General features: G+C 44.0%; 10 protein-coding genes. 6 read left to right on the plus strand and 4 right to left on the minus strand.

Going from position 1 to position 18,014, the window contains the following annotated elements:
• Positions 1–16 precede the first annotated feature (16 nt).
• Positions 17–2,500 carry a primosomal protein N' gene (gene priA / locus K1X61_07690; GenBank protein MBX7108511.1) on the plus strand — a complete coding sequence of 828 codons (2,484 nt, stop codon included), beginning with the start codon at positions 17–19 and terminating at the stop codon, positions 2,498–2,500.
• Between the two features lie 21 nt (positions 2,501–2,521).
• On the opposite strand, the gene K1X61_07695 is transcribed toward priA, so the two are convergent.
• Complete coding sequence (locus tag K1X61_07695; protein ID MBX7108512.1) at positions 2,522–3,910, minus strand: B12-binding domain-containing radical SAM protein; 1,389 nt, start codon at positions 3,908–3,910, stop codon at positions 2,522–2,524.
• Positions 3,911–3,956: 46 nt separating this feature from the next.
• On the minus strand, positions 3,957–4,823 hold the full coding sequence (locus K1X61_07700; protein ID MBX7108513.1) for a class I SAM-dependent methyltransferase: 867 nt from the start codon (positions 4,821–4,823) through the stop codon (positions 3,957–3,959).
• 69 nt (positions 4,824–4,892) lie between these two features.
• On the opposite strand from K1X61_07700, the gene prfA reads away from it, so the two are divergent.
• Positions 4,893–5,969: a peptide chain release factor 1 gene (prfA, locus tag K1X61_07705; GenBank protein MBX7108514.1), complete on the plus strand. Its 1,077-nt coding sequence runs from the start codon at positions 4,893–4,895 to the stop codon at positions 5,967–5,969.
• 330 nt (positions 5,970–6,299) lie between these two features.
• Here prfA and K1X61_07710 read toward each other — a convergent pair whose 3' ends face one another.
• On the minus strand, positions 6,300–7,649 hold the full coding sequence (locus K1X61_07710; protein MBX7108515.1) for a hypothetical protein: 1,350 nt from the start codon (positions 7,647–7,649) through the stop codon (positions 6,300–6,302).
• A 477-nt stretch (positions 7,650–8,126) separates the two neighbouring features.
• Here K1X61_07710 and K1X61_07715 point away from each other — a divergent pair, with 477 nt between their 5' ends.
• The 4 genes from K1X61_07715 to K1X61_07730 all read left to right on the plus strand — a co-directional run bounded on the left by K1X61_07715 (position 8,127) and on the right by K1X61_07730 (position 16,486).
• Positions 8,127–11,165 carry a tail fiber domain-containing protein gene (locus K1X61_07715; GenBank protein MBX7108516.1) on the plus strand — a complete coding sequence of 1,013 codons (3,039 nt, stop codon included), beginning with the start codon at positions 8,127–8,129 and terminating at the stop codon, positions 11,163–11,165.
• 62 nt (positions 11,166–11,227) lie between these two features.
• A complete protein-coding gene (locus tag K1X61_07720; protein ID MBX7108517.1) occupies positions 11,228–14,695 on the plus strand; it encodes a hypothetical protein in 3,468 nt (1,155 codons plus the stop codon).
• Between the two features lie 34 nt (positions 14,696–14,729).
• Positions 14,730–16,226: a T9SS type A sorting domain-containing protein gene (locus K1X61_07725; GenBank protein ID MBX7108518.1), complete on the plus strand. Its 1,497-nt coding sequence runs from the start codon at positions 14,730–14,732 to the stop codon at positions 16,224–16,226.
• A gap of 2 nt (positions 16,227–16,228) precedes the next feature.
• The gene (locus K1X61_07730) at positions 16,229–16,486 is read left to right on the plus strand and encodes a hypothetical protein (protein MBX7108519.1); all 258 of its coding nucleotides are present in this window, start codon (positions 16,229–16,231) and stop codon (positions 16,484–16,486) included.
• Between the two features lie 310 nt (positions 16,487–16,796).
• On the opposite strand, the gene K1X61_07735 is transcribed toward K1X61_07730, so the two are convergent.
• Positions 16,797–17,969, minus strand: coding sequence for a T9SS type A sorting domain-containing protein (locus K1X61_07735; protein ID MBX7108520.1), 1,173 nt, complete (start codon positions 17,967–17,969; stop codon positions 16,797–16,799).
• Positions 17,970–18,014: the final 45 nt, after the last annotated feature.

The raw sequence follows: 18,014 nt of genomic DNA on the forward strand, positions 1-18,014 counted from the left end.
TGGCTGCCTGTTTATTATGCTCCAGGAATATTCGAATGATATCGTTGCCTATGCTGAAGTGATTCTTCCTTTATCGCTGCACATCAACTACACCTATGGTATTCCGGCCGCGCTGCAATCCGATGTTTCGATAGGAAAACGCGTAGAGATTCAGTTCGGGCAGCGGAAAATTTATGCCGGCATTGTCAAGCGGATTCACCATGATAAACCGGAACCATATAGTATCAAACCCATCCTCTCTGTATTGGATGAAGCTGCCATCGTTACGGAAGTTCAGCTGAAGTTCTGGGAATGGATGGCAGGCTACTACCTCTGCACCGAAGGGGATGTGATGAATGCAGCCTTGCCCGGCGGATTTAAACTGGAAAGTGAAACGATCATCATGCTGCATCCTGCGTTTGATGGAAACTACACCCATCTATCCGACAAAGAATACCTGGTGGCAGAAGCCTTGCATGTGCAAAAGGAGTTGTCTATAGAAGAGATCGGTAAAATCCTGCGGCAGAAAACCGTTTATCCTTTGGTGCAATCACTGCTGAGAAAAAATGTGGTGCTGGTGAAAGAACAACTGCTCAAGCGTTACAAACCGAAAACAGCAACCTATATCCGCATTAATCCATTCTACGAAAAGGATGATCAGCTACGGCCCATCTTTGATGAACTGGAAAAAAAAGCGCCAAAGCAACTCGCATTGCTGATGGCGTATACACACCTCAGTAACCTGCAAGGCACACGCTATAAAGAAATCCTGAAAAGTGACCTCCTGGAAAAAGCGAAATCCGATCACGCTGCCCTGCAGGCTTTGCTGAAAAAAAATATTCTGCTGCAGCAACAGAAAGAAACAGGAAGAATCAATGATTCGGATGCCGAAAAAGTCACTTTCGAACTGACAGCGGCACAGCAAACTGCCTTGGATGCATGCTCGGTTCAGGCGACGCAAAAGCATGTTACGCTGTTGCATGGCGTTACGGGCAGCGGAAAGACGAATGTGTATATCCGCCTGATGGAAGATGCGATTGCGGAAGGTAAGCAGGTGCTGTACCTCTTGCCTGAAATTGCGCTCACCACGCAAATAATAGAACGGTTGCGCGGCCAGTTCGGTAAAAAAATTGGTATCTACCATTCCCGTTTTAATCAGCAGGAACGTGTGGAGATTTGGAATAAGCTATTGCTTGGCGAATACCAGGCAGTGCTCGGCGCGCGTTCCGCTTTATTTCTTCCGTTTAACCATCTCGGGCTGGTAATTGTGGACGAAGAACACGACTCATCCTACAAACAAAATGATCCTGCACCGCGCTATAATGGTCGTGATGCGGCCATCCTTTTAGCAGGTTTACACGGTGCCAAAGTTTTTCTCGGCAGTGCCACGCCTTCGCTGGAGAGCTACCAACACACTGCCTCGGGGAAATTCGGGCTGGTGGAACTGAACGAACGGTATGCCGGCCTTGAGATGCCGGAAATCATGCTCGCCGATGTGAAAGAAGCAAAAAAGAAAAAACAACTGCACGGGCACTTTACCACGATGCTGCTGGAGGAACTGAAAACTACCATTGACCAAAAGGAACAGGCGATACTTTTTCAAAACCGGCGCGGTTATGCTCCCTACATGGAATGTGAAACTTGCGGCTGGACAGCTATGTGCCCGAACTGTGATGTGCATCTCACCTATCATAAATTCCAGCATGAATTAAAATGCCACTATTGCGGACATCGTAAAAATTCATTCGCACAGTGCCCGGCCTGCGGCAGCAGCCTGCTGAAGATTACCGGTTTCGGAACAGAGAAAATTGAAGACGACCTGAAAGTCCTGTTGCCCGGCGTAGCTGTGGCGCGACTGGATTATGATGCCGTGAAAAGCAAAAACGGTTATCAGAAAATCATCGGCGACTTCGAACGCAACAAAACAAAAGTACTGGTAGGCACGCAGATGGTGACGAAGGGTCTTGACTTTGCAAATGTGTCACTGGTGGGAATACTGAATGCCGATCAGCTCTTGAACAACATAGATTTCCGGTCGGCGGAACGCGGCTTTCAGCTTATGTCGCAGGTAAGTGGCAGGCCGGGCAGAAAAAACAAACGGGGCCGGGTGATCATTCAAACCGGCAACATCAACAACACCTTGCTGCCGTTCATCATCCACCATGACTATCGCGGCTTTTACCTGGAAGAAATCAGGCACCGGCAAAAATTTCAATATCCACCCTTCACGCGTTTGATTCAGCTAACCTTCAAACACAAGGATAAAAAGACAGTGTGGGAAGCAGGCCAACTGGTGGCTAATGGCCTTCAGAAAGATTTGCAGAAAAGATTACTCGGACCGGCAGAACCACCGGTTGCCCGTATTAAAAATCAATACCTGGTACAGATTCTTATCAAGCTCGAAAGGCAAAGCGCAATGATTGAGCATATCAAAATAAGAATACGGGAAGCGCTGCGGCAGCTGGAGGAATCCGGCAGATACCGTTCAGTGCATGTTATTACCGATGTGGATCCTTATTGACAAAACGGAGATAGCCTGCCATCAGCTTCGCATCATTTCCCACCTCATCAGTACTCTGGCTGCAAGCGATTTTATTTTGTATTTCATTATGCTTTTTGCATCGCCGTTTATCCGGTTAACCGCCATCTCATTGTAGATCCAGCGAACGGCATAGTCGTAATATTTACGAGAATAGGTACGCTTAAAATCAATCTGCCGGTCGGTGGAAGATTCCCACGGCAACTGCTCCATCATCTTTGATTCCACCTCTTCATACAATGGCGTGCCCTTTATCGGATAAGCAACGGTGATTGTATACTGATCAGGATCTGATTGTTTTAAATGTGCCAGCGTCTGCCGTATATCTTCATCCGTTTCCCCGGGGTAACCTACCATGATAAACGTGCCTGCCTGGATGCCGTGCTTTTTCGCTGACTGAATCATTTCGCGCACCTGCAGCACATCCACTCTCCTGTCCATGGCATCAATCACCTTTTGCGAGCCGCTTTCCGCACCGATCCAGACACGGAAGCATCCGCTCTCCTTCAGCAATTGTATCACGGCTTCATTCATTCTGTCGCTGCGCGTGATGCATTCGTAACGGATTTTCAGCTGCTGCCTTCGCAGCGCATCAACAAATTCATGGAGCCATTTGTGACTGATGGTAAACACATCATCCACAAACCAAATGGTATCAGCCGTATAGTTTTTCTGTATTAAAGCCAGTTCCTCCACCACCTGTTCCGCATTCCTTCTGCGGTAGGTCTGGCCATACACAGCCCGGCTGCACCATCTGCAGGTGTAAGGACATCCGCGCATCGTACTCACTGAGATGGCACTCTCGCCATGCCTGTTTTTCCAGGCATCGAAATACAACTGCAGATTCACTTTTTTGCGATTTGGAAAAGGCAACGCTTCCATGTTGCGCAGATTCATCCGCGGTGCAGAACGGATGATGCTGCCGTTTTCATCCATGAATGCTATACCCTGAATATCTTTTAATTTAAATCCGGAATCGCCGTTGTAATACTGTGCAAGCTCCAGCATGGTTTGTTCACCTTCACCCAATACCAAAACTGTGGCGCCTGCATTAATAAAACCCGTGACATGATTGCGCACCTCCGGCCCGCCAAGAATTATCTTTGAATGCTTTAATGCTTCCTGCTCTTTAATAAACCGAATGATGTGCAGCACATTCAGCTTCGTCATCAGGTTGGTATAGATGCCGATGAGGTCAGGTTGCCGGGCAAGCAGCTGCTGCTTCAATTCACTGACAGCGGAGAAAGTGGAATCAAAAATAAAATTATCATAGCCATATTCTTCAAGGTAAGAAGAGATATAGAGTATTCCCAGCGGCACATACGGTTTCATGATCTCCTGCTCTTTGGGATCATCTCCGATAAAGTAGCCGTGCGTGAGGAAAATGGTCAAGTGCAGAAGATGGTGAAAAGTCAGTTGATCGTGATAAATGGTAAAGCTAATTTTTCTTCCTCAGTGAGATATAAAAGTGATCGGCATAGTTGCTGAAAGCTGAAAATGAAAGTAAGGGCTCAAGTCTGTTCAATGCCGACAGCCACGATTTTCTTTTTGTGAAAAACGGCTGAAGGTAGGATGGCGGCAGAACGATGCCGACTGGTTTCACCGCAGTGCATGTAAATAAAGATGCAGCCATGCGCCTGATTGCTGAAGGTGCATAATACCAGGCAGGCATCTGCTGTTTTCCGAGTGGAACATCAAGTGGCGCAGTGTTGTTTCTCCGGTATGCTTCCTGCTTCTTCCCCTTCAGCAAAAAATAACAGCGTTCCCATACACATTTTCTCCCCATGATCACCGCTATAAATCTTCCGCCGGGCTTCAGCAAAAGGTCAGCATCCTGCAGCAAGGTGCTGATAGCTGCAGGCGGAATGCAGTTCAACCCGCCGAAATCGGAAAAAACAAGATCAAAGGAATGCGGCGCAAATGCATCTTTCAAATCACGGAAGGCAAGCTGCCTGGTTTGAACTGTACCCTTATATGAATGTCCTTTTGTTTTTTCATCCGCCAAAGCAATCATCATAGCTGATACATCGGTGGCTATAACATGGTGGCCGCCGGCCGCGAACCAGAGCGCATCCTCGCCGGTGCCACAGTTTATTTCCAGCACCTGCAGCGCTTTTCCGTTTATTTCCTGCCGGAAAAAATGGTGTACGCGTTCCCGTTGCAGTTTCCCGACAGGTGAATACGAAAATGCTGCATCGTATGCCGCTGCTGCCTGGTCGAAGGCGGCCATGGACAATGCTTCATGTTGATTGGGCTGCGACAAGAAGGTGCGGATCAGTTGGTTAAAAATAACGCAGGCCGACAAATAAATGACTGTTTGGCTAACTTTGCCACAGAAATTTTTCCTCTTACCTACTGAAGTCGCTAAAAGCAAATGATTGATAAACTGCAAGCCATCAAAGACCGTTGGCTCAACATACAGGAAGAACTGAATGATCCGATGGTGGTGAACAATCAACGCCGCTATGCGCAGCTCAACCGTGATTACAAAGAACTCGAGAAAGTGGTGGAGGCCTATGAAAAATACAAACTGCTGCTGAGCAATATTGACAACAACCGCCATTTGCTGAATACGGAGAAAGACGCCGATTTCCGCGATCTGGCAAAATCGGAACTCGAACAGCAGGAAGAAGAAAAGCTGAAGCTCGAAGATACCATCCGGCAGTTGCTGATACCCAAAGATCCGCAGGATGAACGCAATGCCGTGCTGGAAATACGCGCCGGCACCGGTGGTGATGAAGCCAGTTTATTTGCAGGTGACCTTTACCGGATGTATGTAAGGTACTGCGAGTCGAAACGATGGAAGGTGGCAGTGATTTCAGAAAGCGAGGGTACGAAAGGCGGATACAAAGAAGTGATTCTGGAAGTGACCGGAGACAATGTTTATGGCACATTGAAATTTGAATCCGGTGTGCACCGGGTACAAAGGGTACCGGAAACGGAAGCACAGGGCCGTGTACATACTTCCGCGGCCTCCGTGGCAGTATTACCTGAGGCGGATGAAGTGGATGTGGAAGTGCGTGATGCTGATGTGAAGATGGAAACAGCACGCAGCGGCGGTGCAGGCGGACAGAACGTGAATAAGGTGGAAACGAAGGTCATCCTCACGCATATTCCAACCGGTGTGGTTGTGATGTGCCAGACGGAAAGATCGCAGCTCGGCAACCGCGAAAAGGCGATGACCATGTTGCGTACCCGGTTATATGATGAAGCATTGCGCAAACACAATGCGGAGATTGCAGGCAAAAGAAAAACCATGGTTTCCACCGGCGACCGTTCTGCCAAAGTGCGCACCTACAATTATCCGCAGGCCCGTGTCACCGACCACCGCATCGGCATGACCATCTACACCTTGCCAGATTTCATGAATGGCAACATACAGGAGATGATTGATGCACTGCAGCTGGCGGAGAATGCGGAAAAGCTGAAGGAAGGGAGTATCACTGTGTGATTGAAAATCCGGTTTGCCAGGTGCGTTTCTTATTAAATTAGTTAGTGTCTGCTGTCAAATACCTGGCTTTGCCGCCAAGTCGTTGTTTGGCTCTTTCAATTGCACTGGCTGAAATGTCCAGCACCGAACTTTTTTCAAAACCTTCGTCAATAAGATAGTCAACAAGTTTGCTGTCGCCTCCGCTAATGTCAATAATGCCGGCTGACTTTGGTAAATTCTAACTGTGAACAAAGTCCAAAGATGTTTTTGGTAACTCTTGTGTCCAACTTACTTCGTGGGGTTGTTTAGTGGTGTAACCATTTTCCCAATGTTCTTTTCTTGATTCCATTTTTAATTGTTTGGCAATTGATAATCAATGCCAAAATTTTTAGCGTATTCTTCCATTGGCTCTAATCCGATTTTCGCTCTGCGAATGTTTACATTTTTTTCATCTTCTATCGGATAAAATTTCCAACCGCCTGTCTCTTTATCAGGAACAAGCTGCGAACCGTAAATCTGTTTTTTGTTTTCTCTCATCAAAACTCTGTCTTGCAAATATGCCAAGTCAACTGACCGTGATTCGTCATCGGCAACTGATTGCATCAGCATCGGTAAATATTTTTTTTGTTTCTCAATTGGTGCATGTTGAATAACTATGTAACAAACATAGTTGCTTGCTGCGCCGAAAATACTTCGGTCTAACCATCCATATTTATTAATGAGCGCTTCCACTACAATTTGGTTTGTGCTGTCAATATAACCCATGAATTGCGATGAATCGCCTCTTGCCCGTGTCTTTTGGTCCCGGTCAAAAATTGCTTTGAGTTGTTTATGAATGGCGGCTGTGTCAATCTTTTCCTGATAATTGAAAACCATTTTTGCAGGTGTCATGTATCGCGTGTAATACGCACCTGTGTATGGTGCATTTGATTTTGCAGAATACAGATAGAGGTAATCGGGAAAAGGAAGTATGGTGTCATACGCTGATTCAGGCGATTCAAGATACTTCAACTCTAAACCTTTTCCGAAGTTGGCGTTGCATGTTCCCTTTGCATAATAATTATTGAGCGAACAAATTGTCTTTGCATCAAGATTCAATTCTTTGTCCTTTCGCAAGTAAGTAATCATTTTGTCCGGTTGGTTGCTATTGTGAGCATTACCGCTAATAGTTATCATTTTCCATGTGGGATGCAGCAAGTATTGTTTTTTAATTTTTGAAAACATGATACTGTCTCTTGAATACATTTCTTCTTTCCCTTTGTTGATGTCATAAAAGAAAATCTGAACTTTCGGATTGTCATTTAACCTGGCAATAATATTAGCCCATGCAAAAGATGCTCTGCCATCTTGCTGTGGTGGGTTTGCAAAGAATTGAGATTTATAAATACTGCTGTCGGTATGCAATGAATTATAGCGTTGCATTTGCTCTGGCAAAATTTCTAAACCAACCTGAACGCTGTCGCCTTTGCTTGTAAAAAGTTTTGCAAGTCCTGTTACAAGTTGTGCAGGTTTGTTTGTGCCGTGCATTTCGCCAACCATTACAATTTGAAAAGATGAAAGCATTTTGTAAACACTGTCAGAAAGTTGTTCGGGATTATCAACTTTCACCGCACCATTTAGCAAAAGTGCAGCAGCATCTTGTCCGCTTGCACTCAAAAATGTCAGCGTCAAAGTGAGCAGTAAAATTATATTTCTTATCATGTCTGTTTGATGTTAGCACCCTGTTGGTTCGGAGCGGTTAAGGTTGCCGGCAACGCATCATAGCTTGGCGAAGTTTTGAAAAAGGTGGATACTGTTCGTCAAAAAAATGCAACAAACAGATAAACTTTTCTCCCGCTTTCCCCTGTTGCATTTTTTTAGCTTGCACACACTTCATTAGAAGCACCACACTTTGATTAACCAACAGGCCCCCCTTTTTGAAATTTTGCTAAACACCCATGTAAATCTACTCGACTCCGCCTGCAAACAGTTACTTTAGAAAGAAAATATATGCAGCAAGCCAACCCTACTTGCGTTCCGCAATTGTTTATCGGCATGCACATCCACAAAAGGATAGATTACTTAGCCCTACAATAAAAATTGGAACAGTTACAAATATCTATCATATCTTACTTCTTTACTTGTCTTCCCGCAGCAATTATCAGCATTTCATCACCTCAAAACCAACCTCCCATGAAAATGATGATTACACTCCGCGCCATTTTGTTCATTCTGTTCGCCACCACTTTACTGAAGGCACAAACAAATACTTTTCCGGCGAGTGGTGCAGCGGGAATCGGAACGATTACTCCTGACGGCTCTTCATTGCTGGATATTTCTTCCACCACCAAGGGCGCGCTTGTTCCAAGAATGACAAAAGCACAACGCGATGCAATAACCACTCCTGCTACAGGATTGTTGATTTTTCAAACCAACAGCACGGCAGGATTTTATTATTATACCGGTACGAAATGGACAACCGTAGCCAATACCTTCTCTGCTGGAACAGGCATTTCTATCGCCGGCGGAACTGTTACTAATACATTGCCTGATCAAACGGTTACCATAGCCGGTGCAGGCAGTGTTTCAGTAACCGGCACTTATCCTTCCTTTACAATTACAGGTACAGGTGGTGCCGAAACTGATCCTGAAGTCGGCAGCAGTACGATTAATAAAGTTCCAAAATGGAATGGAACAACATTAACGGATGGTCTCCTCTTTGATGATGGTAATAATATTGGAATTGGAACAACCACTCCCTTATACAAGCTGGATGTGAGTGGTGATGCATCGATTAACAGTGTGAAAATAGGAAGAGGCAATGGAGGACAATCAGGCAATACGGTAATGGGCACCCAAACGCTGAATGTTAACAGCGCAGGAGACTTCAATACCGCCATTGGTTACCAGGCCCTTAAATCCAATAGCACAGGAGGACTCAATACAGCCAATGGTTATCAGGCGCTGCTCAGTAATACGGTTGGAACACTCAATACCGCAGTGGGCAGTTTTTCCTTAACTGCTAATACGATCGGAAACAGTAACAATGCTTTAGGAGAATATGCGCTTGGCGGTAATACCAATGGTTCGTTCAACAATGCAATAGGAAATAACGCTGCGCAGGCAAATACTACCGGAAACAGTAATACTGCCATTGGCGATAATGCTCTGAATGCAAACACCACAGGAAGTAATAATACAGCAATAGGAGCTGGGGCAAATGTTTCATTAGTTAATCTCTCCAATGCAACGGCCATTGGAGCCAATGCCATTGTTAGTGCAAGCAATGCACTGGTGCTTGGAAATAGTGCCAACATCGGTATAGGCACATCCACTCCGACTTCCCGGATGCATATTAAATCCTTCGGCAATTCAACTACCCCTATTTATGTGGAAAAAAGCAATGCAACTACTCCGCTTTTTACGGTTGAACAAGGAGGTGTTGGAAATGGAAACGCATCACTATATAATGGCAGTGGTGATAAAAAAGTTAACCTTGCAACCAGTGGTGACAGTTACCTTAATGGCGGAAGCTTAGGCATCGGCAACACAGCCCCTGCCGCTACACTTGATGTAACAGGAACATTTAAACTTGCGGATGGTACACAATCTGCCGGCAGGGTGCTAACCTCTGATGCAACTGGCAAAGCATCATGGGTAAATGCAAATACACTGAGTATATGGTCAACAACAGGCAATACAGGAACCTCAGCAGGAACTAACTTTATAGGAACCACTGATGCAGTTGACTTAGTAATAAAAGCCAACAATTACGAAACAGGTAAATTCTTTTCAAACCCACCCACTACAGCAGGCATTGTGTCTCCAACAAGCAGGTTTAATCTCACAAGACAGGGAACTCCGGCAAATAAATGGGATATGGTAGCGTCATTCAAATTAGGCAGTTATGCCACAGGTATCAATGCCAGTACACAGTTTGATATTTGTTTAAACAATGGGGCAACCACCAGTCCAAATGTAACAGTAATGACCTTACTCGGCAATGGTAATGTTGGTATTGGAACAGCTGCTCCTGCCTCCCGGCTCCATATAAAGGCGAGCGGTACAGGTACAAATCCTTTTGTGATTCAGCATCACAGCGCATTGACAAATATTTTCTCATTTTCTGAAACAGCCAATGATGCCGGGCTTCTAAGTATTTTCAAAACTTCCGGTGCTACTGAAACTGTTAGGTTTGATGCTGATGGAAGCAGCTTTCTTCTTGGCGGTAATTTCGGAATAGGAACAAGTACCCCAGCAATACCATTGTCTGTGATAGGATCAACGGATGGTGGAAATAATAATGTTGGTAATTATATCGCTTTTATTCAAAACACTCATTCAAATGGCGGTGCCATTATGACTGATGTTCTTGACAATGCGAATGGTTCACGGTACATTCAATTCCGGGTTAATGCAACCGAAGTCGGTTGCTTATATGGCAACGGATCCAATCAAACCTTGCTCTTTTCTTCTTCAGATCAACGGTTGAAGAAAAACATTAGAAATACTACCATGGGATTGAATACCGTAATGCAAATGAAGGTAAGAGATTATGAATGGAAAGCGGATGGGCAAACAGTGAATGCAGGTTTTGTGGCTCAGGAATTATATGATGTATATCCTCAGGCTGTGTTAAAAGGCGACGAAGGCGAGTTAGATAGTAAAGAAGGAGGCACCTGGATGGTGAACTATGCCGGCATTACCCCGTTGCTGACAAAAGCTATTCAGGAACTTAACGGCAAAGTGGATGAAGTGAAAGCTGATGTTCAGCAATCGTTGATTGATCCTTCAGTAGTGAGCAGCTTCCAGAATCAACTCAATCAAAAAGATCAGCTGATTGCTGATCAGCAGGCGCAAATCAATGTACTAAGCAGCAAGCTGGATGAGGTGATGAATAAGATGACAAATTTTGAGCAATCGCTTTCTCAGTGTTGCAGTGCTAATAAATCTACAGGTGATGTTACAAATATTGATTTACCTAAACTCGAACAAAACGTTCCTAATCCGTTTATGCAATCAAGTATCATCAGGTTCTACATTCCTTCCTCGGCTAAAACGGCGGAACTCGTAATCACCGATCTTACCGGTGCTTCAATTGAAGTATTCAGTAACCTGAAGAATGGTTTTGGAACCGTGAATGTTGATTATAGCTTATTGTCATCGGGCACTTACCAATATTCATTGTTGATTGACGGTCAGGTGATTGATACCAAGCAGATGATTCTTAGCAAATAAATACTTGTGTTAACCAGCTGTGCGATCGCTTCCTGTGAAATCCTATGTAAAACATCAATGAAATGAAAAAACAAACCATTCAATTAATAGTCTTGGTATTGTGCAGTATGCTTGCTGGAATTACTGTTCATGCACAGGCACCGCAGGCTTTTCCCTATCAGGCAGTAGCTCATGATAGTGTCGGCAATTTGATAGCCGATCAAAACATCTCTCTTCGCTTCAGCATATTGGATGGAAGCAATGCAGGACCGGTTGTTTATCAGGAAACACAAAGTGTTACCACCACCTCATTGGGATTGTTTAGCCTGAATATCGGCCAGGGAACAGTGGTAAGCGGGGCCTTCAGCAACATTAACTGGGGAAACGGAGCTAAATATCTGCAGGTAGAAATGGATGCTTCCGGGGGAACAAACTATTTGCTGATGGGCACCTCGCAACTCCTCAGTGTTCCCTATGCAATCTATTCGAATGCTGCCGGCAGCTCAAACGGAGCAGGACTTGCTGATGGTACAGCAGAAGGAAATACTCCCTATTGGGATGGCACTTCCTGGGTTACTTCTTCCTCCAATATTTACAATAATGGAAGTAATGTGGGCATCGGTGTTGCAACTCCTGAATTTAAATTGCATGTAAGCGATGATGCTTCATTCAATAATGTTAGAGTTGGAACAGGGAATGGAAGCAGCAATGTAAAAACCAATACTGCTATTGGTTTTGAAGTGCTCAGGAACAATACAATCGGCAACTATAATACTGCGGGCGGCTACTATTCACTTTCTAATAATACGACCGGAAATTTTAATACTGCATTTGGCGACTATACGCTCTTTAACAATACAACAGGAAATGCAAATACTGCGGTCGGAAACTATTCCCTGTTCTCCAATACCGGTTATAACAACACGGCGCTGGGTAACTACTCTTTGTTCAGCAATACTACCGGAGGGTCTAATACTGCCATTGGAAATTATTCCATGTTTACGAATACCACCGGAAGCAATAATACGGTGATCGGCTACCAGGCCGACCTGCTTTCACCTGATCTGATCAATGCCACAGCGATAGGCGCCAATACTATTGTTAATAAAAGCAACACGTTGATTCTTGGCAATAATGCGAATGTTGGTATTGGAACTTCTGAACCAACCTTTAAACTTGAAGTTACTGCTGATGCATCCGTCAATTCAGTCAGAGTAGGAAGAGGAGGAGGCAACATTGATCATAATACTGCAGTTGGTACACTTGCGCTCGATTCCAATACTACCGGCACACTCAATACAGCAATTGGCTACCAATCTCTTTTTTCAAATACTACGGGAAGTTTTAACACCGCCGTGGGTTGGTCAGCGCTTTTTTCGAATACCGGTGGGAATAGTAATACGGCACTTGGTGAATATTCTCTTGCATCTAATACAGTGGGAGAAAATAATATAGCAATCGGTAAAAATGCTGCTCAAAGCAATACCACAGGAAGCAGCAACACAGTAATAGGATCAAAAGCGTTTCTTAGTAATACTACCGGAAGTGAAAATGTCGCAATAGGAAAAGATGCCTTTCAGGGCAATACTACCGGTTCATTTAATACCGCAATTGGAAACAGTGCACTCTTGATGAACAGCACCGGAAATCTGAATACGGCAATTGGCTGGAATGCCCTGCAATTAAACACTGCCGGAACAGTTAACACTGCTTTAGGTGAATATGCTCTTTCCAATAACACAACCGGAGAAAACAATGTTGCTATTGGAGCTGCTGCATTAAGTGCAAATACTACCGGCAGCGATAACATTGCATTAGGTAAAAGCGCCAATGTTGGCTCAGGCAATCTCACCAATGCCATTGCTATAGGTAATGATGCGATGGTAAGCACGAGCAACAGCATGGTGCTTGGGAATGGCGTAAATGTGGGTATTGGAACCAGCTCACCCGCTTATCAACTTCATATTAAAGCACCTTCTCTTGCCAACGCTCCTTTTAGAATTGACAGGTCTGATGCAACTCCTTTGTTTGATATCAGTACAGATGCCCAACAAGGCTATATTAATTTGTATGACCCCCAGGGAAATGCTGATGTCTCGCTGACTACGGGGAGCACTGGCAGTAATAACAGCTGGATAAGCGGCAATCTGGGAATTGGTACTACCTCCCCTGATTCCAAACTTGATGTTGCCGGCGATGCAATCATCGAAGGCAGTGCAACTATTCAAGCCGGTGCAATTATTCAAGGCGGTACAACTATTGAAGGCGATCTTACACTTAATACAGGCGATGAAGGGCAGGTTAAAATTGTAAGTACCAATAGTACAGTTAACCAGGGTAATCCCGGATCTTACCCTTTATACGTTACAGGCGCGAAAGCAGGAATTTTGATAAAGGTAGATGAAGCTGACCCGGCTATGGCCAATAACTTCATCACCTTCTGGGACAATCACCCAAGTGCTGTTGGTGCAATTGAAGGCCAGACTGCCGATGAGATTCATAATAGCTGGACATATGCTTTCTGGCAGACTGCCCAGTCTTTGGAGTTTGCGCTCAGCATAGCTGCAGTAGTAGCCGATAATCTTGGTGTTGATGATTTTGATATGGCATTAATTGATGCTGCTCAAATTGGTGATCTTGCAGGTAATTGGGGCGCAGAAGCATTACAGTTAGAAATTGAACAGGGTGTTTCCTATACGTCCGGCAGTGCTGATTATGCTGAATGGCTGCCACGCGCCTCTGTTGCAGAACAACTGGCTCCCGGCGATATCGTTGGAGTGGTTGGCGGGAAAATTTCCAAAAAAACAACAGGAATAAATCAACTGATGGCGATCTCTTCTGCTCCCATGGTTTTGGGTAATGTGCCTGAGAAGGGAAAAGAAAAGGATTATGAAAAAGTGGCATTTATGGGGCAGGTTCCTGTGAAAGTTAAAGGCATTGTAAATATTGGCGATTACATTATTGCCTCAGGTAACAATGATGGAATTGGCATTGCAGTGAGTGAAGAAAAAATGACGGCGGAAGATTATACCAGCATGGTCGGCATTGCCTGGTCAGAAAGCAAGATGACAAACGGAGTTTCATTTATAAATACAGTGGTAAGTGCAAACAATAATGTGCTTGCTCCGCGCATGGCGCAAATGCAAAGAGAACGGGATGAACTGAAAAACCAGATGGATGCTGTGGTGAGTTATCTCCAATCGAAAGACCCAGATTTTAAAATGCCCCTGATAACGAGAACTGAGACGCAACACCAAATTGTCGAAGCGCAGGATTTCACGCAGCGTGATTTGCAGAAATATTCCTCCGGTTATGAGTATATGAAAGAAATGGTAAAAAAGAATCCGGAGGCGGTACATGCAATTCTTGCGCATGCCAGCACAGAAATTACGAAACGAGGAGTCGAGATTAACAGGGTTCCTAAAATGAAAAGTATACTGGCAGATGAAAATAGTTTTCTTGCGGAATATCAAAGTAGTCTTTCAACTTACATGGAGCTGATCTCGCAGCAAAAAGAAAAAGCGGATGGAAATCTTTTAAACAAGAATTAAGCAGTTCAAGGCAATATCACGCTAAAATTTTTTTATGAAATATTGTGCTTCATTCATGCTGCTGGTGGTGTTTAGTATGCTCTCATTAGTAAGCGCGGCGCAATCACTCAGCCGCGATGTATTGTCAACTAATGGCGGCAATCAAACCGCCGGAGGTATTTCATTATCATGGACGCTTGGCGAAACGATTACTCCCACGCTAACGGCCGGCAACAGTATATTAACGCAGGGCTTTGAGCAATCCGCATGTTTGATTCAGACGGAATGGATTTCACCAAACCCCATTTGCGCCGGAAATACGGTTGTTGTTTCATTTAATGCTTCGGGTATAATCGGCAGTGGAAATATTTTCACGGCAGAATTATCTGATCTGAATGGAAGCTTTTATTCGCCAACGATAATCGGAAGCATTGAAAGTAACAGCAGCGGCACAGTAAATGCAGTAATTCCTGAAAACACGGTTGCCGGCACGCATTATCGCATTCGCGTGGTTGCAGATAAACCAAAGGTAGTTGGCAGCGACAATGGAACAGATATCATCCTTCAACAATTAACTAACTGGTATCTTGATGCAGATGGAGATCATTATTATACCGGAGATGGAATTGTGCAATGCACCCATCCAGGAACAGGATTTACCGCAACAGATTTAACAGGCGGAAATGATTGCAATGATTCAGATAATATAGTGAATCCCGGAATGACAGATGTGTGCAACGGGATAGATGATAATTGCAATGATGCGGTTGATGAAAATATGATGGCAGCAACGATAACAATGTTAAGTAGACGTGATGACTGCAAAGGTGTTTCCATTGTTCTTGCTGCAAATGGTGGTGCCGGCATCAGCTACCAATGGAAAAAAGAGGGCATAGAAATTCCGGGCGCCACCGGTGCACATTATAATATAGGAAAGGGAGGAAACTACAGTGTTGAGGAGGCCAATGATTTCGGCTGCCACGCAACAGCTGAACCCATAAGCATCAACCTGAATCCATCACATCATGCTATAATTACGCCTCAGGGATCGCTTGACATTTGTGTAACCGGAAGTGTAGTGCTGCAAGCAAATGGCGGAAGCGGATTCCTTTACCAATGGAGTAAAGGATATCAAAGTATTGCCGGAGCCACCAATAAAAATTATACGGCTGTAATGGCTGCAAAATACACTGTGGATGTAACCAATACGGACAGTTGCACCAAAACTTCAGCGCCGGTAGAAGTTGTAAAATCCTGCAGGCTGGATGAAAGCATGAATGAAACAGCGCCTGCCAAATTGCTTGTTTACCCTAATCCGGCGAATGGTGCATTTGCAATTGAGCTGCATGATGCAACTGAAATTTCCGCAACTGTTGAAATTCAGTTATTCAATGTATTGGGTCAATCAGTTTACCTGAATCGAAAACAAATGAACAACGGATTGCTTCAAGCAGAGGTGACATTCAATGAAGTTTTTTCTGCAGGGACCTACCTGGTGAAAGTGACCGTGAATGATAAAGTTTATAAGGAGCAGCTGGTTTATCAACAGTAATTTTGTCCACGGGCGACCGTTCTGCCAAAGTGCGCACCTGCAATTATCCGCAGGCCCGTGTCACCGGCCACCGCATCGGCATGACCAACTATGCCTTGCCAGATTTCATCATTGGCAACATACAGGAGATATTTGATGCACTGCAGCTGGCGGAGAAGCTGAAGGAAGGGAGTATGGTTAATCGCTCTGAACGGTTCAGAAAAAAACCAACTCGCACTCGTTTGCAGACAAGATCTGAGGGAGGGGAACGATTGCGCTAATCAAGGTATCCTGTAACAACATAAGGGAGAAAGAGATTATCAGAAGATGTCTTTCGCTGAATCAGCTCCGCATCAAGCTACCCCTTTTTTCTCCTGAATAATCAATTGCCAAACTATAGCAGTAATCCTGAGACTCGCGGACAAAGCCTGCTTCAACGGTATTATAGTCAGTGGTATACCTGCTTCAGATGTACACCGGCGCCGGATGGGGATTGTCCATTGGTAGCATTGCCCGGGCCAATTAAAGCGGGCAAAATGATTCTTGTGATTATTTTAATTCTTAATTTTTTTTAAAAGGTTTGAATTGAATCTATTTTTCAATTACCAATTTTTTCGTCACCATAAAATCAGGTGTTTGAATGTGTATAGCATATACGCCCGTGGCAAAATCATTTGTGAACACTTCTGTCTTTTGGGTATCACTTGCCGTTGTTGCGTAAATTATTTTTCCGGTGATGTCAACGATTGTTATTATCACTTTTTTGTTGTTGTTCCCTAAAGCGATAGTGAGATGACTGCTGGCAGGATTGGGAAAAATTTGCACGGTAGCCAGGTTGTCAATAACAGGAACAGACGATATTCCACAATCAGTACTGTAACTTGCAGCAGCATCTTTAAAAAAAGTAACTCCATTATAACTATTTGCATTGGCTACATTATCCACCTGGATGCAGGTGAGGCCGGGGTTTACTTCGGCATCTAAAGTTAAATTCGCGTTATTCCCGTTTTGTATATTCAGACTTGTAAATTGATTGTGCGAGCATGTCAAATTGGTAAGTGCAGCATTAGCCGCTACATTTAAACTTGTTAATTGATTGTAAGCACACCCAAGATAAGTAAGTGCAGTATTAGCTGTAACATTTAAACTTGTCAATTGATTGGTGTAACAAGCCAAAGTAGTTAGTGCAGTATTGGCCGTTACATCTAAACTTGATAAATTATTGATTTCACACTGCAAGGAAGTAAGTGCTGTATTAGCAGATACATTTAAACTTGTTAAATTATTATCACTGCAATTCAAATCAGTAAGCGCAGTATTAGCTGCCACATTTAAACTTGCTATGTTATTGTTTTCGCAATTCAGGTAAGTAAGTGCAGTATTATTAGAAACATTTAAATTCGATAATGAAAGGCCCCAACAACTCAGATAAGTAAGTGCTGTATTAGCCGTTACATTCAAACTGTATATATACAGATGGCCGGAACAATTTAAACCGGTAAGTGCTGTAAATGCCTCAATGCCTGTTAAGTTCTGTATCAAAGGCTGATAGGGAATAGCCTGAACATTCAAAAACCCATTGAAAGCAGCGGCTTCATCAACTTGTATTTCCCCATCACCGTTGGTGTTTATTGCAGGATTGTTTACAAGCTTTGCTTTAAACGCAGCATCAGGAATATTTACATTTTGTGCATTGGCGTTTGAAGAAAACATCATTGTAGTAATGATGATTGAATAAATCCTCTTCTGTAGTAGTCTTTTCATTTTGTTAATTTTTAAATGATTGAACAGAATTTATTCTTACACCAC

This window comes from Chitinophagales bacterium, from assembly GCA_019694975.1.
Classification (GTDB): Bacteria; Bacteroidota; Bacteroidia; order Chitinophagales; family UBA10324; genus JACCZZ01.